The sequence below is a fragment of the Streptomyces sp. NPDC058295 genome (assembly GCF_042880655.1).
GTDB lineage: Bacteria > Actinomycetota > Actinomycetes > Streptomycetales > Streptomycetaceae > Streptomyces > Streptomyces coriariae.
The window spans coordinates 56651-79450 of sequence record NZ_JBHVYO010000041.1 but is presented as its reverse complement, the minus strand read 5'-3'; the positions used below and the strand labels follow the sequence as shown (position 1 = coordinate 79450).

The window sequence follows — 22800 nt, the reverse complement described above, 5'->3', positions numbered from 1 at the left end:
GTGCGGTCGACGTAGAGGATGGCGTCCATGATGCGGCGCAGGTCATGCTCGGGTGGGCGACCGATGTCGAGACCCTTGTTTCTGCGCTCGGCCCGGCAGCTCGTGAGCGTGGGACCGATCAGTTCCCAGCGCGCATCGGAGAGGTCGCTCGGGTACGGGCGGTGTCGCGTCATGTTTCGGTAGTACCGTCGAGCAGGCCGCCTCCCCAGGGCGCAAACGAGGTCAACCGGGGGCGCGTTGGGATCAGACAGGAGCGAACGGAACGAAACGGTCGCCGAACGACGACACCAATCCCCTGCCCCACATCAGGCACGTCTGCCCCAAGGACCACACACCAGCTCGGTCTGCAAATCAACGCCAAACAACCTCTGCGGGACAAAACGCTCTTTAAGACTCGCCCGCCAATGCATCAGCGTCCTGTTCGCCATGCTCCGAGACGGCACCTTCTACGAGTCCAGAGTCCCCGCCGTCGTCCTCGCCGCATGACCATCCCAAACAGCCTCACACCCGGCACCACGGCCTTGACGAAAGACATAGAGACCCCCCGACGAACAGCGCGGCGGGTGTGACGATCAGTGACCAGATCGTCACGGCCGACAGCGGGCCAGTCCTACTTTTGCGGGTCATGCGGCTCCACGGGGGCCGGGCCGGGGTCGGGCCGTTCGGTGCCGTGGAGTGAGCGGCTGATCTCGTCGAGTCTGTCGAGCCCGGCCTGCACGGCCTCCAGTTCGTGTTCGAGGCAGGTGAGGTCCGGGGCGTCCGTGGCGGCGTCACCGACCGCGTGGAGGGAGACCAGCAGAGAACCGCGTTCGGCGGCGGCCTCCAAGCGCAGCACGGTCGATTCCAGCGTAGCCACGAGGAGTTCGCGCAGTTCCGCCAGGCGTTGCAGGGAGGCTGCGCGTTCACCGATCGCGCGGGCGGACGCCTCCTTGGCCTCCCGCATCGCTCCCTGCGAGGCCCGAGCCTCCTTGTCCAGCCTGCGCTCCTCGTCACGCAGCGCCCGGTGGTCGGTGCCCGCGGTGGTGGCGTCGATGACGCGGACGGCCTCGGCGCGGGCCTGGAGTTCGTCGGCCGCGGTCTCTACGAAGGCGACGGCCGCGGTCAGCGCCTCGGTCAGGGTGGGGGTGGTGCTGTCGCTCCGGTGGCGGTCGAGTCTGCCGACGGCGGCCGAGGCGCGTTCCAGCCACAGCCTGGCGTCGGGAGGGGGCTCGGGCCGTTCGGAGCCGGGACCTTGCCACGCGAACCGTACGGGGCCGGGCCCTGCGGACGCGGTCCGTCGTCCGGCCTCGGCGCCTGGCCGGCGGGTCAGCCGGTCGGTGACGGTGTGGGCTGTCCAGACCAGCAGACCAATGGCGGCACCGGCGGGCAGGGCCGCGGCGGGCCCGGCCCCCGCCAGGCCCGCTGCCGCGGCGCCCGCCGCGCCCAGGAGCGTGGCCGCGGCCGCGGCTGGGAGATTCCGGCCGTTCATCAGGTGCTCAACTCCTTTCGGATGCCTAGAAGTTGCTGATGACGGAGACCATCACCTTGTCGATGACGGCGGGATCACGGGCGTCGTACGAGGTGGCCTTGGTGGCTGCCGAGATCTCGCTGAGGGTGTCGAAGTCGGCCTGGTCGCTGAATGCGACGGTGAACACGCGTACCGAGCGCTCCAGTTGGGTGGCGTCGATATCGCGCAGCAGGGCGTCGAGGTCGTTGTCGGCCGGGTATTCGTTCTTGCCGTCGGTCAGGACGACCACGGCGTTGATCCGATCGGTGTCAAGATCGGAGAGGGCGGCCTGCTGGGCGGCGCGCACCGTGGTGTACAGGGCTGTGCCACCCTCGGCGCTCAACCCGTTGATGGAGGTGATGAGTTGGCTCCTGCCCACCTTGATGGGCCGGGGCGACAGGATCTCCCGGTAGGGCTCGCGGTGGTCGGCGGTCTCGGTGGAGAAGGCCCACAGTCCGACCTCGTCGTCCGGGTGGTACAGGCCGAGCGCGGCCACGGCGGCCTTCTTGGCGGCCTCCATCCGGCTCTGCCCGCCTCCGGTGGACTCGTTCATGGAGCCGGAGACATCCATCACCAGCAGAACCCTTGCCTTCTTGCGCAGTTCGTCCCAGCTGTCGAGGATCGCGCCGAGCACCTGCGGGGAGGGCGGGTCGATGAGGGACAGCTTCCGCTTCCCTCCGTCGGACAGGCTGACCGAGGCCGCCAGTTCGCGCCCCGCGTTGCCCTCGTGGTCGCGGAAGCCGTGCTGCTGGAAGCGGCGCTGCTGGGCGGCTTCGAGGAGGAAGGCGCTGAAGTCCGCGGCCGCCGCGCGCTGTTCCCTGCTCGCCGAGGGCAGTACGACGAAGGGATGGTCGAGCATGAGGGTGCCGTCGTCCGGGTGCACGGCCACCAGCGGCACTTTCGGCTTCTTGCCCTTGCCGAGGAGTTTCACGTCGCCGGTGGGGCTGCCTTGGTTGTACAGGTGGATCAGCTGCTCCTGGACAGCGATGGCGCTGGCATACGAAAGGGCCTGGCCCTTCGCGTCCGCCTCCGCAAGGTTGGCCATGTAGGCGGTCGCGTCGGAGCCGTAGTGGAGCACACCGGCCTCGACTCCCGATACGAACGCCCGGGACTTCGGGTCCTTGACCTGGTCCAGGGTGAGATCGCTCGATCGGCCGGTGGCGGCGTAGAACGCGGCCACGGTCGCCGCGAGGCCCGAGGTGGAGGTGTGCGGGTTGTCTTTGCCCAGGGAGAATCGGCCCCACTCGGGGTGGCCGAGCGAGCCCCAGCCCTTCTCGGTCAGCGACAGGATGTCCCGCCAGCCGATCTTCTTCTCCGGCCAGCCCACCGCCTCGGCCATCGGCCGGGGCATGGCGATGGCCAGCGGGCTGGTGGCCAGGGAGATGGGCTTGTCACCGGTGAGGACGGTACGGTCCGACGCGGTGCCCTTCTCGGTGAGCAGCGTCAGCCACAGCGAGGAGGTCGGCGTCCACGCCTGCGGCTCGGGCGCGCCGTCGCGCTTCTCGTCCCAGCCCTGCGCGAGTGCGTCCATGGCGATGCCCGAGCTCGTCTCGGACACCGTTACCCGGGCGCACTTGCCGTCCGTCAGCTCGCGCCCCGAGGTGTTGTACTTCTTCGCCAGTTCGGCGAGCAGATCGCCCTTCTCCGTGGAGGAGTTCACCTCCAGTCGGACGCCGCAGTCCGGTCCGGAGCCGCCGGATACCTCCCGGGTCACCAGAAACGTGGCGAGTACCGCCACCAGCCCCATGGCGGTGGCCACCAACAACGGCAGCCTGCGCGACCCTTGTTCACCCGAGCGTCTGTTCATGCTTCCCCCCTGGAATCACTCACCACCCGTCAGGTGGGACGGCGGAGGAGGAGAGCGAACTGTCCGCCTCCAAGAACACCTTCCGCAGGCGCCGGTTTACCCGTCCTGCCGTTGACTGACGCACGAACTGCCCTTTCGGTTGCGCCTGTTGACGCTTGCGGTCAGTGGGGGTGCGGTTGGGTGGGGTGCGGCAGGTGGCCAGCGTCTGGTGCTCGGTCCTCCGCCAAGCGCCCCAGATGGTCTTCTCCGACGGAATGACCGAGGTGACGTCAGGATCGACCGGCAGGCGCATCCCGCGCGCGGCCTGTGAGTTCGGATCCCGGTGCGGGCGCGGCGGCATGATCCGGCTCGACCACCACGTCCGCGCGTCCCTGCGCCGCGCGCAGCCCCGTCCGATCGGTTGGTGTGGGAGGGGATGCGGCGGTGGCCAGGCAGGACGTGAAGGACGAAGTCATCTGTCTGCGGGCTGCGGGGCTGGACCTGGGCAAGCGGTTCCGGTCGGCCTGCGTGCGCACCCCGGCCGCGCCCCGGGTGAGGACCTGCGCCGCGCAGCAGAGGAGCCGCGAGTAGTCCGAGGTGACCTTGAGGACCACCACCTCAACCCGGCGCTCGAGCAGCCGTCAAGTCCGCATCGCCGTATGAAGCCAAGTCCTTCGGTGGTTTCACCGTGTCACCGTCGGCGTCGGGCCGAAAGCATCAGCAAGGCTGGTCAGGATGGAGCCGGACCAGCTGTTCTGCCCGAACACGCTGACCGGCGCTGCGAGCACGCCGTACTCACGCTCGAGCATCTCCGCTGGGATTCCCACCGGGAAGAAGTAGTTGCCGGGGCATGTCCGGCTCGCCATGGGAATCGCCGTGAGCACCTCGTCCGGCAAACGTTCGAACAGCCGCTCAGCCCGTTCGGCCAGTTCACCGGCGACCTGCCCGGGCACGTCGCTGTGTTCGGTCAGCAGGCGGTGGGCGAGCCTCAGCTGTGCCGACGTCGGCGTATCCGCCCGGAACGCTTCGGCCAATTCGGCTTGCGCCGGAGCCAGCAGGACCACGCCGAAGGTGCGGGGCCACAGCCATCCCTTGGTGACCGAATGCAGCAGGACCGCACGACCGGTGTCCAGCAACCGCCGTGTGCCGGCAGCGAATGGGGATCCCAGATCGTAGACGCTGTCGATCAGCAGGTGGCGGCCTGGTGATTGCCGCAACCACGAAATCGCCGCTGTGCATTCGGCATCGGAGAGGTATCGGCCGAGCGGCTTGCTGGGGTTGGCGAGCAGCAGGTATTCGGGCCGGTGGTCCGTCGGCGACCTCGGCAGGGCCGGCTCCGGTAGCGTCGGGTAGGACGCGGGCGCCAGGCCCGCGGCCCGGGCCAGCTCGAAGTAGACCGGGTAGACGTCGCTGGGCAGCCACAAACGCGCTTGCACGCCGCGCAGCCAGTGGAACACCACACTGAGCCCGTGCCGGACCCCTCGACAGACCATGGCATGGCCGGACCACTCTTCCGGCAGCTCGAAGCGCCGCAGCCAGGCACGGGCGAGATCGCACCGGTGCACCGTACTCATGTCGGTCGGCGGTTTCGGTCGCATCGGAGCAAGCGCCCGGTACACATTGGTTTCGGCGGCGTCCAGAAGCGACGAGGAAGCACCGAGTCGGCGCTGCCGGAATTCCTGGAACTCCTCGAACCTCATGCCGCTGCATCTTCCGGCACGATCTCGCTGGCCCGGTCCTCCAGGGAGGCGTAGCACCGTCCGTCGGCCATGACGTTCCAGCTGCGTGCGATCCCGCTGGTGCGTTCCCAGAGCAGGCTGGGCTCGGTGTAAGCGGCGATCCGCATCGGACGTCCGTCCCAGGTGCCGTGGTAGACAGGCGCACCCCAGGGCAGGCGGCTCGCCAGTTCGAAGCCGTGCTGCTCGGCGAACCGGGTGACGACGGACAGCGAAACCTGGTGCTCTCGGCTCCAGACGTTGGCGGCGCGGTCGAAGTAGAGCGACTCGGTGCTGGTGGATACGTAGAGCTCTTTGAAGCAGACTTCCTCGGCACCGTGGGCCGCGGCCCACGAAAGGTAGCCGGCGACCCCGGCCGCGTCGGCGACGCCGCCGCGTTGGAGCACACAGATCAGCCTCATCCGCAGTCCCGGCCAGCGCTCACGTTCCACCCGCCAGGTGTCGATGACAGAGCTCACCGGTGTGCGCAGCATCATCAGCTGCTCGCTGACGGCGTCGTCCTGATGGTGCCGGGAGACCGCCAGCACGCTCAGTCCTGCGGCGCTCAGGGCCGCGAGGCGGTCGGCCCGGTCGGCGTGCCGGCCTTTCGCCAGGGTGTGCGCGTTGGTGATCAGGACGACCTTCGGGAAGACCTCCGAGCAGGCGGACACCAGCCGCAGCTGCTGCTCGAACGGTATGAGCGTGGGCTCCCCGCCGCCGGTGATCACCGCACGCTCGGCACCCGCCGCACGGGCGCGTTCCAGCCAGTGGGTGACCGCGTCCCATGGGACCCGCGCCGGCGCTTGGTCGCTGGAGATCGAAGCCGAGGAGAAGCAGAACGAACACCGGGCCTGGCAGGCGGAGGCGACCGGCAGAAGCGACACCGAACGGGGTCGCGTGTCGGCGTAGCGACGCTGTGGCGATCCGTGCAGGCGCAGGGAGGCGGCCATCGCGTCCTCGACGGTTGTCGGGCGCAGAGTGAACTCGTCGCCTGCTTGGTCGAGCTCGTGGACTGCTGACAACCGGATGCGGACCTCGTGCAGTTCCAGGCCGAGGCCGGTCCTCACGTTGGGCACCAGCTTGTCGGGGTTCACCATGGTTTCCAGTACCAGCAGCCGGTCGCCCGGAATGGCCAGCCGGTCCAGCAGCCGTCGTGCCTTGCCGATGCCGATTCCCAACTCCGCACGAGTCAGCAGGTGGAACCGGTCGGGATAGGTACTCTCCGGAATGCCCGCCTTACCGTAAGCGTAGGCGTACTTGTCGAAGCCCTTCGCGAAGTTCGACAGCACGATGACGTGGAAGCGCTGGTCGCCATGATTCATCCCGTCATCATGCATGAACGGGCCCCAGTCACCATGGGCCGTACTGGCAGGCAAAACGCGGTGCCCCGATCCGATCCGTCATCAACGACAGGTCCCGCCCTCCCGCGGTCCACGACACGGCCGCCGGTGACCTGTAACCGTTGACGAGCCCGGTGTGGCCGAGGACCCGCCTTCGTCACGAGCACCCGATCGCACCCCGATGCCATGCTGACGGCACCGCGGGGTGGGCGTGATGGTCGGGGCCCCAGGGCGGGGCAGGGGGCTCCGGTGGCGCCCATTGAGCCTGCGAGGTCGGCGACGGCCAGGACTTGGTGAGCGGCCTCGATAGCGGCGTTGATCCCATTTTGCGGTTCCCAGCCCGCGTGTGCGGCACGGCCGTGCACTACGACCTCGTACCGCGAAGTGCCCTTGCGGGCGGTCTTGAGCGCGCCTTCCTCGTCCGCGGACGCCTCCAGCACCAAGGCTGCCGCGCACCCCCGCACGGATTCCTCGATCAGCTGCCGGGAGGTCGCGGAGCCCACTTCCTCGTCCCCGTTGACCACAACGCACACCCCCTCCGGGGAGGGCAGGGAGGCCAGCGCGCGGAACATCTGCGCCAGGCCCGCCTTCATGTCCAGGACGCCGGGGCCGCGGGCGATCCCATCGGCCACCGACCAGGGGTGGCTCTGAAGCGAGCCCATGGACCACACCGTGTCGTGGTGTCCCACCAGCAGGACCCGCGGAGTGCCGAAGCTCCACCGCAGATGGGTCACACCGTCGATCACGATCACCTCCGGCCCGGCCCCCCAACAGCCTGGCCCCCAGGGCGCCGACCACCTCGGCGCTGCGCGCCACTGCCTCGTGGTCCGCTGAGAAAGACTCGCAGAGTACGAGGCCCTCCAGATCGGCCAGCATCGCCGGCAACGCGAGCGAGGTCCCGCGGGTCATCGGTCCCGCCCCGCGCCCGAGAGGTCCTCGACGATCGCAAGGTCGGCCGAGGAGTGGGCGCCGTCACGATCGACGAGACGGATCGCCGGGACGCGAACGCCGAGAGCGTCCAACCTCGCGTGTGCAGCCTCGAACAGATCGAGCCCGAGGCCGGGCGCAAACTGGTCTGACCCTTGCCTCAGACGCCCGAAGACAATCCGAAAAGGTCAGTAGTGGTTCTTCAGGTACAGGCGGGGAGCGGGACCGACAGGGCACTGGACAGGACGTCCCACTGCGTACACGATCGTGCCCATGACACCCGAGGAAGCCATTGTCACCACTGCCGACCGGATCGCGGTGCTGCTGGAGGCGGGGGCCGACCCGCGGACGCCGTTGCCGGGCGCGGAGTGGACGGTGGGGGAGGCGGCGGCGCACCTCGCGCTGGCGGGAAAGCTGATGGCGGACATCGGGGCGGGCGAGGACCGCCCCTACGGCGATGGGACGCCGAGCGGTCTCGCGGCGGCCAACCGTGCGGCTCTGGCCGTCTTCCCGCAGCGGGATCCGGCGGTCCTCGGCGCGGAGATCGCGGACAGAGCCCGGGACTTCGTTGCGGCCGCGGCCGGTTGCAGCCCGCGGGAGGCGGTGCTGACGCCGATGGGGCCGATGGATAGGGCCACCCTGGGCTCATACCTGCTCACGCACCTGCTCGGGCACGGATACGACATCGCGGTCGCGCTGCGCGGGCCGCACATGGTCGACCGGCACATGGTCGCGTTCACGCTGCCCTTCATGCGACTGGCCATGCCCCGTGTGGTGAACTCCGGCGCGATCGGCCGGCCACCATGCGTGCTATCTGTTGCGGATCGGCCACGACCGCTTCGCCGTCACCTTCGCGGACGGCGTGCCGACGGTCACCGATATTCCGCCCAGGCGCCCCGATTGCACGATAGCCATCGACCCCGTCGCCTTCTTCCTCCTCGCTCTGGGCCGCTGGACCGCCCCCACCGTCATGGCCCGCGCCAAGGTCGTCGTCTGGGGCCGCAAACCGTGGCTGGGCCTGCGCTTCCCGATGCTCTTCACAGCGCCATAGAGAGCGAGCAGATTACCACCGAACGCCCTATCAGAGGTCTCATGGGCGTCAGAAAGACCGCTCCCTGCTCGGCGAGGTCAGCAGTGTGCTGGCCTTGCCGCTGGTGAGCATGGTTGTCCTGCTCGGCGTGACGCTGCTGGCCGCCCGGGTCTACCGATTAGGCCCCGCGCAGCTCGTCAACCGGCTACCTGGGCAGATCAGTGATCTCCGTGCGGGGGCAACCCGGGCGTCACCATCCGCGTGCGCTCCCCCCAGAACATCAGGGTTGCGGGTATGTGGCCAGCGCTGGCCCGAAGCCGAGATCGAAGCCTTCAACCGCATCCGCCGGGCCACCGCATCTCGGTAAAGATCGACTTCACGGCTCCCACTCGGAGGTGTCGGTCAAAAAGTGCCACACCTGGGCGGCGCTCCAGAACACCAGCCTGTGCGAACACGACAACGGAAGGCGCCACGCTGAGCAGGACAGCCAATGTCTCCATCCAGCCGACCCGGCGTTTCGGGATCCCGTAGACCGCCCGGATCATCGACGAGGCCGCACCCCGCTGGGCCGCCATGCGCTGAGCGTCCTCCGCCGCCTCATCCCTGGCGGTGTCATGCTGGTCGGCGCCGGCCCCACTCAAGATAACGCCGTCGTCCAAGCCCGCGACAGCAGGCGCCGGCGAGGTAGAGGGTCAAAGCATCGAAGGGTTCCTGACAGCCGACGGTGACGTGGGTGCGGGTGACGCGCGACATGTCCCGAGCTGCGATGAACAGCGGCTCCTGGCGCCACTGGGGTGTCGCCCACCCCCGCATGATCCACTCGCCTGGAAGGCCCGCCGTGACGCCACCTCTCGACGAGATGGGCGGCGTGATGGCCGGCAACGTCGTCTACCGCCAGAACTGCAACTTCATCTGGAACAACGACAAGGACACCATCTACCTGCTCAAGCCCACCGGCGCCAAGGCGGACGTCCACTCCTACACCAAGCGCGCCAACGACGCCGACGGCAACGGATACATCAACTACCACGGCTAACCTCCCGCTGACGCCCCTCGCCCCGCGGGGCCTGGGCAGACGCTGCCCCTTCCCGCAGAACTCGGCCGGAAGGGGACCAGTCCCGGTGTCCACGGCGTCGTCATCCCCGCGGTCAGCGCCGTCCTGGCTGCTCAAGACGCCGCCGTTTGTCGACGAGATCCTGGCCGCCGCCGAGTCCGGTTGAGGGGCGTCAGCCGATGTGCAGCGCCGTCCCAGCCGAGATGAGGACGACGCACTCGTTGAACGCCTCTTGGTCCTGCCCTATCGGCTCGGGGACGTCCCGGTCGCGCAGGTAGAGGGCGAGCTTGGACTGGTTGCTCTCGCCGCAGACGTCGATGGGTGTAGCTCTTCTGCAGGGACGCCACAGTAGAAGGACACCCACCCCGTCAACCAGCGTTCTACCAGCTCAGGCTTCCCCGGAGGAGAGCCGCACCCGGAGGCTCTCCCGGCGGACGTGATGTCAGTCGGAGGCGACCCTTACGGGGTCGTCGGCCGGGGTGCCGACGCGCAGCCACCGATAGCCGTAGGCAGGCAGTTCGACGCGGAGCAGGCCGTCGTCGTCCACCGTGAGACCGGCGTGCCCTTCGTCGAGCAGATCCATGAGCCTCCCGCCGGGCCCGGCCTCGGGCAGCCGCAGCCGTACGGTGACCGGCCCGCCCGCGAAGTTGTGCATCGCCAGGACAGTCCCGTCGGTCCCGTCGGTGGTGCAGGCGATGTGCGCCAGGACCGCTCGCTCCCCGGTGTCCACGAGGCGGTAGTCACCCCAGGCCAGCTCGGGAGCCTCCCGGTAGCGCTCGATGAACAGCCGCATGCGGCTGAGCAGCGAGCCCGGGTCGCGACTCTGCTCGTACACGTTGACCTTCTGGGGTCCGAACACGCCGTCGGTCAGCGGGTTGGGAAAGGCGTCCGGGCCGGCATGGGAGAAGCCGGCGCCCGCCTCCGGGGTCCATTGCATGGGCGTCCGTACGGCCTGGCGTCCCTCGGCGGCCAGGTTCTCCCCCATGCCGAGTTCCTCGCCGTAGAAGAGCACGGGGGTACCCGGCAGGGTGAACAGCAGGCTGTAGGCGAGTTCGATGCGGCGCCGGTCGCCCTCGACCATGGGCGGCAGCCTGCGGCGCAGTCCCCGGTCGTAGAGTTGCATGTTCTTGTCCGGGCCGAAGGACGCGAACACCTCGGCCCGTTCGGCGTCGCTCAGCTTGTCGAGGGTGAGTTCGTCGTGGTTGCGCACGAACGTGGCCCAGTGGGCGTCTCGCGGGGCTGCGGGGCGGTCCCGCAGCGCGGCGGCCAGCGGCCCGGCGTCCTCGCGCGCCATCGACAGGTACATCTGCTGCATGGCGATGAAGTCGAAGCACATGGTGAGCTCGTCGCCGCGGCCCGAGGCAGGGTCGCCGAAGAAGCGGGCGGTGTCGTCGTAGGGCAGATTGACCTCGCCGAGCAGCACTGCCTCACCGTTGCGGCGGCCGAGGAAGGCGCGCAGGTCGGCGAGGTACTCGTGCGGGTCCGGCAGTGCCCCGGCGTCGGCCTGCCCGTCCGTCTCCAGCAGGAAGGGCACGGCGTCGACCCGGAAACCGGACAGCCCGAGCTGTGTCCAGAACCCCATGACGCGGGCTATCTCGTCGCGGACCTCGGGGTTGGCGACGTTGAGGTCGGGCTGCTGCTTGTAGAAGCGGTGCAGGTAGTACTGGCCGCTGCCCTTGTCGTACTCCCACAGGCTGTCCTCCGCATCGGGGAAGACCACACCCTTGGGACCGCCCTCGGGGGGCTTGTCCGCCCAGACATACCAGTCGCGGTGGGCGGAGTCCCGGCCGGATCGGGCGTCCTTGAACCAGGGGTGGTCCTCGGAGGTGTGATTGACGACGAGGTCGGCGATCACACGGATGCCGCGGTCCTTGGCGGTGCGGGTGAACTCGGTGAAGTCACCGAGGGTGCCCAGGCGGGGATCTACACCGTAGAAGTCCGTGATGTCGTACCCGTCGTCGCGCTCCCGCGTCGGATAGAAGGGCATCAGCCACACGCAGGTCACGCCGAGACGCTCCAGATGGTCGATGCGCTGCGTGAGGCCCGCGAAGTCGCCGATCCCGTCGCCGTTGCCGTCCTGGTACGTCTCGACGTCCAGGCAGTACACCACCGCGTTCTTCCACCACAGGTCGGACGTACGGGTCAGACGCATCGGTACTCCTTCACCGTGGCGGGAAGCGGGCGGGTGACGTCGAGTCGCGGCAGTACCTCGGCCCCGAACGCGTCGATGAACGGGCCCTGTTCGCGGCCCACGTGATGCAGCATCACCGCGTCGAAGCCGAGTTCGGTGTACTCCTGCAGCCATGCGGTGTGCCGGCCCAGGTCGGACGAGATGTTGACCGAGCGCGCCACCTGCTCGGGGGTGACGTGTTCACTGACGATGTCGAACAGTTCCGCGGAGTCGAGGTCCCAACTTGCCGGGGGCGCGTGCACGTTGGTGCGCCATTGGTCGTACGCCAGCGCCCGGGCCTCGTCCTCGCCGGGCGCCCAGCTCAGGTGCGCCTGGAGGTGCAGCGGCCCACGGCCGCCGGCGTCACGGTACGCGTCCACGATCTCGCGCAGCCGCGCGCGTGGAGCGTTGACCGTGATCAGGCCGTCCGCCCACTCGGCGCACCAGGCCGCGGTCGCCGTGCTGCACGCGGCTCCGATCAGCGGCGGTACGTCGGGCGGCAGCGTCCACAGCCGAGCCCGGTCCACGGTCACCAGGCCGTCGTGGCTGACCTCCTCGCCCCGCAGCAGTGCCCGCATGACGTCGACGCACTCGCGCAGCCGCGCGGTGCGGACGTCCTTGCGGGGCCAACCCGCCCCTGTGATGTGCTCGTTGGAGGCCTCGCCGGTGCCGAGCGCCACCCAGAACCTGGCCGGATTCATGGCCGCGAGGCTGGCGACCGCCTGCGCGACGATCGCGGGGTGGTAGCGCTGGCCGGGCGCGTTCACCACGCCGAACGGCACCTGGTCGGTGGCCTGGAGGGCGGCGCCGAGCCACGACCAGGCGAACCCGGACTCCCCCTGACGGACGCTCCACGGCGAGAAGTGGTCGGAGCACATGGCGGCTGTGAAGCCCGCGCGTTCCGCGTGCACCACGGCGTCGAGCAGATCCGCGGGCGGGACCTGTTCGTGCGAGGCGTGTAATCCATAGACAGTCATGCCGCGCGAGTACCCCCGGGAGGGACCCTCAGCGGAGAAGTGGCCGGACGCCCCCGAAACCACGTGCGCGGCAACGGAGTTGCTCCGCACACTCGCTGCCCGGAGTACGTCCCGACGAGTTTCCTGTCACCTTGCTGACGATCGGCGTCGACCTGGCCGGCAAGGGCCTGTTCAGCGAAGGCGACCCGGACCTGGATGGGTGCGGGTCTTCTGGTGTGAGCTCGTCTGTCAGGCCAGGAGTTCGTTGTTGTGCTGGTCGGGCCGGGGGTAGAGGCGTTCGCGCTCTCTGTGGGTGTGGAAGGTCCAGTACTGCGGGAAGTCGCCGTTGCTGATGAGGGCCCGGAGGGTCAGGACGGCTTCGGCTCCGGGGACGCTCCACCGGCCGCCAGTGATGTCGAGCCGGTCGGCCACCAGATGACGTGCGGCGCCTTCGACGATGCCGCTGGCGATCGGCCATCCGGCCGCGAGTGCTGGGAAGTGTCCGGCGCAAAGGACGCCGTCGGCAGGACGACCGTGATCGCTGACGGCGGCTACCGGGGCACCGGCCCGGTCATTCCGCACCGTCGCGAGCGCGGCCAGGCCGAACTCCCGGCCTGGAAAGAGGCAACGAGGACCGCAGGCGAACCCTGCTGAGCCTGACCGAGGAGGGAGCCGATCTGCTCGGCTCCCTGATCGCCCCCGCCGAGATGGTCAACGAACAACTCCTCAGCTCGCCCCCCTCGGACGAACGGGAACAGGCCATCGATATTCTTCGCAGAATCGTCTCGTTGGATGGCGAATCGTTCGACGAAGAGGCATGAGGAAACCGCCTCGGCTCACGCGTCGGCGCCCACCCGGCTGTGGGTCCGCTTCAACCGTTCCGTTGCCGCTTGCGCTCCTCGTGATCGCTCAGCCGGTGAAGGGCGTCCTGCGCAGCGTGGGCCGCACGCTGGTATTCAACGAGTGTTTCCCACGACTCGGGGCTCGCGTCGGCACGCGGTTCGGGGCCCGGCCGCGCGGTCTCTCCGGTGGTCCAAAGCGTGTTGCAGAACCGGATGGGCGCCGACTTTGCGCCATGATCCGACCATGCTGGGGAGCTCGCCTCATCGGCCGATGAGGCTCGTCCATCGATTACGGCCAGCACCTCGGCTGTGCCCGAGCAATCGGGCCTGCTCCCGCTTGAGCTCGGTGAACCTGTCGCAGATGTACTCCCGGAGCGCCCGGCCGGGGAAGGATATGAGCGACAGATGCTCTTCATAGATGCCTTGATCCCAGCGGGCAGCAGTGATCTCGTAGCCCGACACATGGGCACAGAGCTGCATGAGGGCTTCAGGCATCTCTTCCTCGATGAGCAGGTCGGCCCTGGTGACCACCACATCTCGCATGGCCTTGATGTTGGGGATGAACACGGTCGTGGCCCAGGTGCGCCACTCCACCAGTTCCTGCTCGCTGGGAGGAATCTCGTGCCGGAAAGGGTCACGACCATCGGGGCGGGCAAACTTCGCTGACCACGTGTCGTAAGTGCGGCTGTTGGCTTCCATCAGAGCGAACAGCGGCCCGTAGAACTCACTCAGCTGCTGGTTGACGCGTGTGAGCCGGGCCTGTCTCTCTGCAAGGCGCAGACCGTTCAGGTAGGTCGCCAAGTAGCCAACGAAGGCCAGCCCCACGGTCACGATCACTGTAGCCATGACCAGTGATGCTAAGGACTGCACGGCAAATGATCTACGAGACGCTGGCTGGCCTGCCGCTTTCTCGGTCACCCGGCGAGGGCGAGGTTGTATGGACGGGCGATGCCGAGCCCGGCGTAGGGGACACCATCGCCTTTCAGGCGGCAGTAGCGCAGGATCTTCCAGGTCTTCATCCGGGCGAAGACGCGGGTATGCGGTGGGAGGCGTGGTGCTCCTCCCGCCAGGGCGGGAGTTCGGCCCGGTCGCGCTCTCGGCTCGGTTCTCCAGCGACAGACCCCAGGGCCGACCCTTGCGAACCGGGTCTGCACCGGCGCGTCGCAAAGCGGTGATGAGCTTGCTGAACTGACGCGAGTCCAGCCCGGCGAACGGGGCTGTGTGGCGCCCCGTACGGAGGCGGAGCGCCGGGTCAGCTGGATGGAACAAGCACCGTAGACGCTGCGTTGCGGGCGGATACCGACACGCGCCAAAGTGTCGTCAGGCGGGCTGCGGGGCGGGTGTTGCCAGAGCCGCCGCGGCCTTGCGGGTCTCTCGCATTATCAGCAGTCCGTTGACCACCATCAGCGTCGCGGTCAGGCCGTGGACGCCGAGCGCGGTCGCCACGGAGCCGTGGTGGGCCAGCACGGTGGTCATGTCGCCGTACGCGGCGAAGGCCTCCACCAGCAACACCCAGCCCAGCGCCCGGCGGTGACCCGTCACCAGCAGGATGCCCAGGACCAGGGCCAGGACGACGTCGCGGATTCCCTTGATGATCAGGAAGCCATCACCGTCGCCGGATGGCCAGCTCGGCAGGCCGAAGCTCGGCGCCGTCGCCTCCGGGCTCAGGATGAACTCTCCCCCGAACCAGAGGATGAAGAGGATGAAGGCGGCGGCAAGGACAGTGTTGATCTTCTTCAGCGACATTGTTCTTCCCCTTGCGAGTCTTCAGCTTGGTCAGCGTGGAGGGTACGAACTGATCAGCCCGCCCGGACGCGGCCGATCGATAGGCGCGGTGGTCGGGATCGCAATTGCGGAAGTTCGGTGGACCGCTGCCGTCCGGGGGGATCACGCGCCGCCGGCGCGGGCCGTCCGCAGGCTCAGACGAGGGCGGCGACGAGCAGGGTGAAGGCGGCGATGAGGACGGCGACGCGGACGTAGTGAAAGCGTTCCCAGCTGTGCAGTTGCTTCTTCCAGTCCTCGGGCCGGTTCTCGGGGGTCCATGTCTTGTTCCGGTTGTTGATCGGGACGAGCAGCAGCAGCGACATGACCACGCTGAGGAGCAGCAACGCGCCGGCGGTGACGACGAGGCCGGTGCCGTGGTGGTCCCATCCGGCGATGGCCCAGACCGCGACGAGGACGAGCGAGCCGATGTACCAGACCGGCATCACGGCGCCGAGCATCCGGCCCCCGTGGGCGTGGCCGAGTTGGCCGCTGTCCTCCGGGAGTGCTTTGAGTATCGGGTTCATGACGAAGGCGACGGAGAACTCCACCCCCACCATCACGCCGACGACCACGGTGGTGACGACTTCGAGTGCGTTGATCATGACGACCCCTCCTGAGATATAGCAGCGCTAGAAGATGATGCAACGCTAGTACTGCTGCCGCTCGATTGTCTAGCGGTGATAGGATCGACTCATGTCGGTACAGGAGCGCAAGGAGCGCGAACGGGCGGCCCGCGAGCGCCTCATCGTGGCGACGGCACGCGAACTCGCCGAGCAGCAGGGCTGGGACGCGGTCACCACCCGCCAACTCGCCGAGCGCATCGAGTACAGCCAACCCGTCCTCTACAGCCACTTCCGCGGCAAGCGCGAGATCATCGGCGCCGTCGCCCTCGACGGCGCCGCCGAGCTGGCCGCAGCGGTGCGCGCCGCGACCGCCGCCGCAGACGGCCCGCGCGAGCGGGTGTACGCCCTCGCCCGTGCCTACCTCGACTTCGCCCGACGCAACCCGGCCGTCTACGACGCCATCTTCCAGCTCGACGGCGGTCTCCCCTACGCACAGGAGGACACCCCGGAACCCCTCAAGGATGCTTTCGCCGCGCTGCTGGAGAGCCTCGGCGAGGTCACCGGGGACGGCGTCGACCCGGGGCTGTTCACCGAGGTGTTCTGGGCATCCCTGCACGGGGTGGCGACCCTGACCCGGTCGGGACGGCTGCCGCCGCAGGACACCGAGCAGAGGGTGGAGTTGCTGGTGGACCGGCTCCCCATGGCCTGACGCACCGTCCCCGCGGGCAGGCGGGGACGCTACCCCTCGGGCCCCACTGCCTGCGCACGGAGGGCAGCTTGCACAGACAAAACGGGGGTGGTGCGGGAAGAGAACCGGCTCGCTCGAGCGGCTCAGCAACGTCAGGTGTGCCGGTGGGATCCCGCTCCACCCGCCGGCGGATCCCCGGATCCCCATGCCCCGCCCTGCCGTCCCGTGCGCGGCGGGCCCGCCGCGCCTCCCGGCTCCCCACCGGGAGGCATACGGCTTGCCCGGGTCCAGCTGGTGCGGGCCGCGCGCACCTTTTGCAGGCTGTTCCCGCTCGGCGCCTGTCGCGGAGGTGTGCCCTGCCCCGAACCATCTGATCCGACGCCACCTCGTTCGGCCTGGTCACCGTGGCTTGTCGCCATGCCCTCTGTCGGCCAGTGTGTTGAGGAATCTCGCTTCGAGTGACTCCAGACTTCCGCGGCATCGCCACCAGATACGACAAGACCGCCTCCTCCTACGAAGCGGCGACCGGTCGGGCGTCATTGCCTGCTCTGGGCAAGACCGGTTTGAGAATGGATCCTGGTCTCGTGACGTACGTAGATCCCGAGAGTCGAGCAAAGGCTGAGGCACACGGTCATCCGTACGCTTCGGAGGAGATCATCGCCGCTGGGTACGACCTGGCGGGCCGGGTCTGCCGAGAACTCCGTCGCGCCGGTCTTCCCGCTGATGTCGTGCGTCCGGGAGTGGCGACACAGCCCGGCGCCTGGGTGGAAGTAGACAGCCAGGGTGAATACGCCGGAGGCCTCTACGTCCGCTGGAGCGCCCCAGAACTGGGAGAGGCAGGTTTGCAGGCAGTAGCAGAACGGCAGGACCCGGCAGCACCGGAGTGGAAGCGCTACGCCGAGGTCGTTCTACTCATGCAGACGGCATTGATCGGCATCCTGCGTCTGGCCGGCTTCTCCGCCGCGCAGGCCGAGGAAATCAACGACGTCGCCGAGGGCGATGTGTATGTCCACGCCGATACGCCTTCTTCTACGTGAGCACCCTCATGATCCAGGACATGCCCGCCGGCCCCGGATAGGCCGACCTCCTTATCGACGAGAACAAACGCGCCCTGACCCCACTCTGCTGGATGCACATACAGGCCCACAGCGAGGTCCGGCTGAACATGGGCAGCCGGCTCCAACTCGCGGTCCCTGCCCCATCGACCCCGAACGATTGCGTACCGCTTCGTGGTCTGCGCCGATGACTGTTGTGAAGTGCCACGGGCCCGGCACGCCGTACACAGCAGCAGCGGGCAAGTCGGACTGAGGTGAACGCTGGTCGCCGCGCGGCGACACGCGCCCCTGCCACAGCACGGGACTGGGAGGTCGCCCAGGACGGCCGGGGCGGGCTCTCTGCGTCAGGCCGTCGCCGAACGGACCGTACTCGAAGACCTGTTGACCTTGAGAATCGACGTCGCTGCCTCCGACGACCTGCCACCACGACGGTCGCCGCCGCACCACGGATTCGGAGGGGACCGGCCCTGCGGGCTTCGGGCGACGGTCCTTCCACAAGGCGGAGTGGCCTTCGTCTGATTCGAGTTGCGGGCCGCCTGACAGATAGTGCCCGCTGCGGCTCCGCTCGCCATGGTCAACCAGCGGTGCGGGGCCGCAGCGGGACGACGGCTGCAGGACAAGTGCACCGGGGTGTCGCTGCCGCGAACCTTGTTGATCAACTTGACGTTCAGGTCGCGTCGCCGCCCGCCGCCAATGCCGATGCCGATGCCGATGCCGATGCCGGCAACTTCATCGTGATTCCTCTGCTTTCACAGCCACGCGGGCAGTACGGGCTCCGATCCGCCGGCGGCGTACAGACGTCCTGGCACAGGGCGTCCGGTTGCGTAAGCAGCCAGGCTGGGGATGCCTCCGCTCGCCACGACCGGATCCGCAGCGCCGGCACTCCGAGGAGCCAGGTCCGGCCGCCGTCATCGGCTCGCAGCTCGACGAGCGGGAAATCCGTACACGCCCGGAGCGCGGCGGCGACATCGTCGACGAGACCCACGCACACCGCGCGGGGGACGTCGTGGAACCCGGTTCCCGTGTTCAGGTCGACGGTGTGTGCACCCACACCTCCCGCACCCGCATCCAGGGCACCTCCGAGGCCGACATTGCCCTCCCACGCGCTCCCGGGCCACGTTCCCGGACATCGGTCCCCTCACGTTCCGCCAGTCCGTCACCACTCCCCCGGACTGCCCGGAATCCAGCTACCCCGATCCCGCCCCTCGCCGAGTGCCCTTGCTCCAGTAGCGCGCGGTATCGGCGGCGGGGAATGTGCGGCCGTAGGTCGGCTGCTCCCGCACGATCCCTATCCATGCGTTGCTGCCGCACGCTCCCACCAGCGTGCGGACTTCTTGTTGCTCGGGTGGCCGCGGTCGACTCGGGGAAGTTCGACTGCGACCACCCACACGCCAGAGTGCGGCGGAGCGCACCACACCTGCCGGCGCAACGCCCGTGTTCCCCGACCTACCGGATACAGACTGCTCCGTATGGGTGGCGATCACCGTCACGGAGACCGACGTCGGCGATATGAGCTCGATGGCAGCCGAAGGAGAGACGGTCAAGCCCGACGCGGGGCAGTCATCCGATGCTCCTGGAGATGCGGGTACAGGGCTCGCCGATCACCTCGGTCGCCGAACTGCTCGTACACGCGATGCGTCAGCGCATGCCCGCGGCATCGAGCAGGACGGCCACAGTGGGCTCAAGGAGCCCTGTCGGCGTATCGGCTTTGATCCCCGCACGGGCACTGGCGCCGTCGAAGACCAGCATCAGCTGCCGGGCCAGCAGGTCCGGGTCGCTCGCACCGCCCTGTTCGGCCTCGGCACGGAGGAAGCCGGTCAGGTTCGCCTTGACCTGGCGGGCGACCCTGCTCGCAGGGTGACTCTGATCCTTGAGCTCGATCTGCACGGCGAGGTATCGACAGCCCTGGAAGTCGGGGGCACCCGCCTGTGACGCCAACTGATCGAAGACGTGCATGATCCGCTCGTGGGGTGAACGGTTGTCGTCCGCTTCGGGCAGGAGTGTCGCCACGTAGGCGGAGGCGCGTTCCTCCAGGCTCGCCGCCAGCAGTTCGTCTTTGCTCTCGAACAGCTGGTACATGGAACGCTTCGACACCCCCGCCGCCTTGCACAGCGCGTCGACACCGATGGCGACACCGTCTCGGTAGGTGAGCGTTGCTGCCGCCTCCAGCAGCCGCTCTCGGGGACTTGACTTCGCGTCGGTGGTCATATGGCGAGGTTAACTCGATTCCGGCTACTTGGAAACCGATCGGTTTACGACGCTTGGCGGGGCGATCTTCGACGCCGTCCACGGCCGAGAGGGTATACGCATGCGGCTCCCGCCACACCGGGGTGTATCCCCGGCGGATTCAGGCTCAGTGGGCGATCACAGGCTCGCCCTCCGACGGCGCCAGCGGCGCATTCCGTATCAGGAGCGCCGACAGGACAGCACCGACCACGAAGAACCCGGCGCCCCACGCCAGGGTGGCCGTGTAGCTCTCGACCCCGGCCTGGGCCATGGTCAGTGCGCCAGGCTTGTGTGAGGACAGGTAGTCGGTCGCGGCCGATGAGGCAACGGTGGTCAGTAGCGCCGTGCTGATCGAGCCACCCACCTGCTGGCCGGTGTTGATCAGCGCCGAGGCGACGCCCGTGTCCTCGTGGTGCACGCCTGCGGTCGCACCCTGGAACGCGGTCGTCATCACCCCACCGAGGCCGAGACCCAGCAGGATCAGACCGGGCATGATGTGGGCGGCGTAGGCACTGTCCAGCTCGAGCTGGGTCAGCAAGGCCATGCCGGCTGCGGCGACCAGGAAGCTGGCGCTGACCACGATCTTCGGACCGACCCTGGGCAGCAGCAGCGAAGGCGCCGTGGTCGACGCGGCCACAATGCCCGCGACCATCGGCAGGAACGCAAGGCCGGTCTTGATCGGCGAGTAGCCGAGACTGGCCTCCAGGTAGTAGGTCAGGAACAGGAAGATCGAAAACATCCCCATGCCGATGACGAACACCGCCAGGAACGAACCCCCGCGGGTCCGGTCCAGCACGAGTCGCAGCGGCAGCAGCGGATGCGCGACCCTGGACTCCAGCCATACGAACACCGCGAGCAGCACCACGCCGGTGATCATGGAGGCGAGGGTGACCGGGTCGGTCCAACTGGTGGATTCGACGTGCGCGAACCCGTAGACGATGGCGAGCAGCGCGGCGCTCACCACGACGGTGCCGGGGATGTCGAGCTTGGGCCGCTCGGTGACCGCGGGCTTGGCCAACAACAGCACCGCACCGACCAGCGCTACGGCCGCGAAGACGACGTTCACGTACATCACCCACCGCCACGACGCCCATTCGGTGAGCATGCCGCCGAGCAGCAGCCCGACCGCGCCGCCCGCACCGGCCAGCGCACTGAAGATGCCGAACGCCTTCGGCCGCTCGGTCGGGTCGGTGAAGGTGACGCTGAGCAGGGAGAGTGCCGCGGGCGCGAGCAGCGCCGCGAAGAGTCCTTGGGCCACGCGTGCCGCGACGAGGATGTCGAAACTGGTGGCCGCGCCGCCGAGGACGGATGCGCCCGCGAAACCGATCAGGCCGGTCACAAAGGTGGTGCGTCGGCCGAACAGGTCGCCGAGCCGGCCACCGAGCAGCAGCAGGCTGCCGAACGCCAGGGCGTAGCCCGTGATGACCCACTGCCGGCTGCCGTCGCTGAAACCGAGGTCATGTTGCGCTGCGGGCAGCGCGATGTTCACGACGGTCGCATCGAGCGTGACCATGAGCTGCGCCGTGCCCAGCACGACAAGCACCCACCAGCGCACGGCATGTGAGCCGCGGCGACCCGAATCTGATGTCCCGGAGCCGGGCGCCCCACGGTCGAAGGTAGTACTCACTTTTCCCCTTAAGTTGCTGGGCATGGACGGGCCATCGTTCGGAAACCGATCTGTTTCCACCTAGAAAAACAGATCGGTTTCCATGGCGCAAGCGAACGAGTCGCCGAGTCCGGGGCTCTGGCGGACCTGCCGAGGGTGCGCATCCTGCTGGGTGCGGCCAGCATGAAACCGCCGGGCGGGGCCGCCTCGAGCTGCGACCAGACAGCTCGCCACGACTGGTCCCCTCCTTGGCCTTGCGCTGAGAAACCGATCGGTTTACCGTGATGGAAACCGATCGGTTTACCCCTCTGCGGAGTCAGTCATGACCGCTTTGAAGGGCGCAAATGTCTTCGTCACCGGTGACAGCTGAGGCCCAGCAAACGGCGTCGGCGCACCCAAGTCCGACCCTCGTGACCTCGCCGCACCCGCCTTCGACGGCATCGACGGCATCGAGGCGGGGGCCTACGAGCGCTCGCCGACGACAGCTCGCGCCAGGTCCAGGCGGTTTCGCCGGCGACCTCACGGGCCTGTACGCCCAGCTACCCAAGTAAGACCAAGTAGGACAAGGAACTGACGAAATGCCCCTCCACGAGTCACGTCCCACCATGCACATCCCCGGGACCACCAGCCACACCATCAGCCCGCACGCGGGCCACCACAGCCACGAGGGAACGCTGCGCTACCTCAAATCGGGCACCGGTGCTCCCCTGGTCCTGCTGCACACCGTGCGCACGCAGGCCGAGCACTACCGCCTCCTCATCCCGCTCATCTCGGACCGGTACACCGTGTACGCCCTCGATCTGCCGGGGATGGGCTACTCCGAGATCGTGCCCGGCGCCTCGTACGACGAGCCGGCGATGCGCGCGGGCGTCGAACGTCTCCTCACCCAACTCGACCTCCACGACGTGACGTTGGTCGGGGAGTCCATGGGGGCGGTGCTCGCCCTGACCACCGCTGCCGAGCTGCCGGAGCGCGTCCGGCGCGTCGTTGCGGTCAACACGTACGACTTCCGCGACGGAATCGCCCGGTCCAGTCTTCTCGCCCGCGTGGTGGTCGGCGGTGTCCTCACGCCGGGAGTGGGCCCGGTGCTCGCCGGGGTGGAGCCCAGGGGCGCCCTCCGCAAGATCCTGCAAGGCGGCCTCGGCGACACGACCGCTCTGCGGGAGGACTACCTGGACGAGCTGCTCCAGGTGGGCCGCCGCCCCGGCTACCCGACCGTCGCCCGGGCCGTGTACCAGAGCCTGCCCAGCCTCATCGCGGCCCGCTCGCGCTACCCCGAGGTCAAGGCCCCTGTCCACCTCGTCTACGGCGAGAAGGACTGGTCCCGGCTCTCGGACCGGGAAGCCAACAAGAAGCTGCTGCCGGCCGCCGACTTCACGCAGATCCGAAAGGCCGGTCACTTCATCGCCCTGGAACGGCCCGACGTGCTGGCCGACCTGCTGAACGCGGCGGCGTAACCGCCCTCGAGACCACTGTGGCCGCACCCTCGGAGCGGTACATGACGGAGAACCAGATCGCGTTCGACGTTCCGGGACCAGGGCCGGGGCAAGGGGCCACCGTCCTCGTCCAGCACGGCGAGCGGCCCGTGCGGG

19 protein-coding genes and 5 pseudogenes are annotated in these 22800 nt (G+C 68.5%); 7 read left to right on the top strand and 17 right to left on the bottom strand.

The window, feature by feature from the left end; genetic code table 11:
- The 3 genes from ACFVYS_RS33710 to ACFVYS_RS33700 form a co-directional block, all read right to left on the bottom strand.
- Window positions 1-173, bottom strand: a 173-nt coding sequence (locus tag ACFVYS_RS33710; protein ID WP_389508287.1) for a transposase, incomplete at its 3' end; no start/stop codon positions are given.
- A 437-nt stretch (window positions 174-610) separates the two neighbouring features.
- Complete coding sequence (locus ACFVYS_RS33705) at window positions 611-1468, bottom strand: hypothetical protein (RefSeq protein WP_389508279.1); 858 nt, start codon at window positions 1466-1468, stop codon at window positions 611-613.
- Window positions 1469-1493: 25 nt separating this feature from the next.
- Complete coding sequence (locus tag ACFVYS_RS33700) at window positions 1494-3293, bottom strand: substrate-binding and VWA domain-containing protein (RefSeq protein WP_389508277.1); 1800 nt, start codon at window positions 3291-3293, stop codon at window positions 1494-1496.
- Between the two features lie 423 nt (window positions 3294-3716).
- On the opposite strand from ACFVYS_RS33700, the gene ACFVYS_RS33695 reads away from it, so the two are divergent.
- Window positions 3717-3863 (top strand): hypothetical protein, encoded by a 147-nt coding sequence (locus ACFVYS_RS33695; RefSeq protein WP_389508276.1) that lies wholly within the window; start codon window positions 3717-3719, stop codon window positions 3861-3863.
- Between the two features lie 92 nt (window positions 3864-3955).
- Here ACFVYS_RS33695 and ACFVYS_RS33690 read toward each other — a convergent pair whose 3' ends face one another.
- The 3 genes and pseudogenes from ACFVYS_RS33690 to ACFVYS_RS33680 form a co-directional block, all read right to left on the bottom strand.
- Entirely contained in the window at window positions 3956-4972 is a 1017-nt protein-coding gene (locus ACFVYS_RS33690) for an aminotransferase class I/II-fold pyridoxal phosphate-dependent enzyme (RefSeq protein ID WP_389508274.1), read from the bottom strand.
- Window positions 4969-6309, bottom strand: a complete 1341-nt coding sequence (locus tag ACFVYS_RS33685; RefSeq protein ID WP_389508273.1) for a radical SAM protein — start codon at window positions 6307-6309, stop codon at window positions 4969-4971. Before ACFVYS_RS33685 ends, ACFVYS_RS33690 begins: the two co-directional genes overlap by 4 nt.
- A 284-nt stretch (window positions 6310-6593) precedes the next feature.
- Window positions 6594-7203: pseudogene (locus ACFVYS_RS33680) on the bottom strand (M20/M25/M40 family metallo-hydrolase); the annotation flags it as partial.
- Window positions 7204-7527: 324 nt separating this feature from the next.
- Here ACFVYS_RS33680 and ACFVYS_RS33675 point away from each other — a divergent pair.
- Window positions 7528-8412 (top strand): maleylpyruvate isomerase family mycothiol-dependent enzyme, encoded by an 885-nt coding sequence (locus ACFVYS_RS33675; protein WP_389508271.1) that lies wholly within the window; start codon window positions 7528-7530, stop codon window positions 8410-8412.
- A gap of 204 nt (window positions 8413-8616) precedes the next feature.
- Here ACFVYS_RS33675 and ACFVYS_RS33670 read toward each other — a convergent pair whose 3' ends face one another.
- Window positions 8617-8943, bottom strand: coding sequence for a hypothetical protein (locus ACFVYS_RS33670; protein WP_389508269.1), 327 nt, complete (start codon window positions 8941-8943; stop codon window positions 8617-8619).
- A gap of 215 nt (window positions 8944-9158) precedes the next feature.
- Between ACFVYS_RS33670 and ACFVYS_RS33665 the strand changes: the two are divergent.
- Window positions 9159-9320: pseudogene (locus tag ACFVYS_RS33665) on the top strand (lamin tail domain-containing protein); the annotation flags it as partial.
- Window positions 9321-9510: 190 nt separating this feature from the next.
- On the opposite strand, the gene ACFVYS_RS33660 reads toward ACFVYS_RS33665, so the two are convergent.
- The 4 genes and pseudogenes from ACFVYS_RS33660 to ACFVYS_RS33645 form a co-directional block, all read right to left on the bottom strand.
- Window positions 9511-9702, bottom strand: coding sequence for a hypothetical protein (locus tag ACFVYS_RS33660; RefSeq protein WP_389508267.1), 192 nt, complete (start codon window positions 9700-9702; stop codon window positions 9511-9513).
- Between the two features lie 78 nt (window positions 9703-9780).
- A complete protein-coding gene (locus tag ACFVYS_RS33655) occupies window positions 9781-11490 on the bottom strand; it encodes an alpha-amylase family protein (protein WP_389508265.1) in 1710 nt (569 codons plus the stop codon).
- The gene (locus ACFVYS_RS33650) at window positions 11481-12485 is read right to left on the bottom strand and encodes a TIGR03885 family FMN-dependent LLM class oxidoreductase (protein ID WP_389508263.1); all 1005 of its coding nucleotides are present in this window, start codon (window positions 12483-12485) and stop codon (window positions 11481-11483) included. The genes ACFVYS_RS33655 and ACFVYS_RS33650 overlap by 10 nt, the downstream gene beginning before the upstream one ends.
- A 228-nt stretch (window positions 12486-12713) precedes the next feature.
- Window positions 12714-12953: pseudogene (locus ACFVYS_RS33645) on the bottom strand (ISKra4 family transposase); the annotation flags it as partial.
- A gap of 6 nt (window positions 12954-12959) precedes the next feature.
- Between ACFVYS_RS33645 and ACFVYS_RS33640 the strand changes: the two are divergent.
- A pseudogene (locus ACFVYS_RS33640) lies at window positions 12960-13088 on the top strand (IS5/IS1182 family transposase); the annotation flags it as partial.
- A gap of 479 nt (window positions 13089-13567) precedes the next feature.
- Here ACFVYS_RS33640 and ACFVYS_RS33635 read toward each other — a convergent pair.
- The 4 genes and pseudogenes from ACFVYS_RS33635 to ACFVYS_RS33620 all read right to left on the bottom strand — a co-directional run bounded on the left by ACFVYS_RS33635 (window position 13568) and on the right by ACFVYS_RS33620 (window position 15672).
- Window positions 13568-14152: a hypothetical protein gene (locus ACFVYS_RS33635; RefSeq protein ID WP_389508261.1), complete on the bottom strand. Its 585-nt coding sequence runs from the start codon at window positions 14150-14152 to the stop codon at window positions 13568-13570.
- A gap of 68 nt (window positions 14153-14220) precedes the next feature.
- Window positions 14221-14405 (bottom strand): annotated as a pseudogene (locus tag ACFVYS_RS33630) (IS5/IS1182 family transposase); the annotation flags it as partial.
- Window positions 14406-14626: 221 nt separating this feature from the next.
- Window positions 14627-15052 carry a DUF4267 domain-containing protein gene (locus ACFVYS_RS33625; RefSeq protein WP_389508259.1) on the bottom strand — a complete coding sequence of 142 codons (426 nt, stop codon included), beginning with the start codon at window positions 15050-15052 and terminating at the stop codon, window positions 14627-14629.
- Between the two features lie 173 nt (window positions 15053-15225).
- On the bottom strand, window positions 15226-15672 hold the full coding sequence (locus ACFVYS_RS33620) for an anthrone oxygenase family protein (protein ID WP_389508257.1): 447 nt from the start codon (window positions 15670-15672) through the stop codon (window positions 15226-15228).
- Window positions 15673-15763: 91 nt separating this feature from the next.
- Between ACFVYS_RS33620 and ACFVYS_RS33615 the strand changes: the two genes are divergently transcribed.
- Both ACFVYS_RS33615 and ACFVYS_RS33610 read left to right on the top strand, forming a co-directional pair.
- On the top strand, window positions 15764-16342 hold the full coding sequence (locus ACFVYS_RS33615) for a TetR/AcrR family transcriptional regulator (RefSeq protein WP_389508255.1): 579 nt from the start codon (window positions 15764-15766) through the stop codon (window positions 16340-16342).
- A 437-nt stretch (window positions 16343-16779) separates the two neighbouring features.
- Window positions 16780-17358 carry a hypothetical protein gene (locus ACFVYS_RS33610; RefSeq protein ID WP_389508253.1) on the top strand — a complete coding sequence of 193 codons (579 nt, stop codon included), beginning with the start codon at window positions 16780-16782 and terminating at the stop codon, window positions 17356-17358.
- 1656 nt (window positions 17359-19014) lie between these two features.
- On the opposite strand, the gene ACFVYS_RS33605 is transcribed toward ACFVYS_RS33610, so the two are convergent.
- Both ACFVYS_RS33605 and ACFVYS_RS33600 read right to left on the bottom strand, forming a co-directional pair.
- On the bottom strand, window positions 19015-19584 hold the full coding sequence (locus tag ACFVYS_RS33605) for a TetR/AcrR family transcriptional regulator (protein ID WP_389508251.1): 570 nt from the start codon (window positions 19582-19584) through the stop codon (window positions 19015-19017).
- 145 nt (window positions 19585-19729) lie between these two features.
- Window positions 19730-21253 carry an MFS transporter gene (locus ACFVYS_RS33600; RefSeq protein WP_389508249.1) on the bottom strand — a complete coding sequence of 508 codons (1524 nt, stop codon included), beginning with the start codon at window positions 21251-21253 and terminating at the stop codon, window positions 19730-19732.
- 533 nt (window positions 21254-21786) lie between these two features.
- Between ACFVYS_RS33600 and ACFVYS_RS33595 the strand changes: the two genes are divergently transcribed.
- A complete protein-coding gene (locus tag ACFVYS_RS33595) occupies window positions 21787-22665 on the top strand; it encodes an alpha/beta fold hydrolase (protein ID WP_389508248.1) in 879 nt (292 codons plus the stop codon).
- Window positions 22666-22800: the final 135 nt, after the last annotated feature.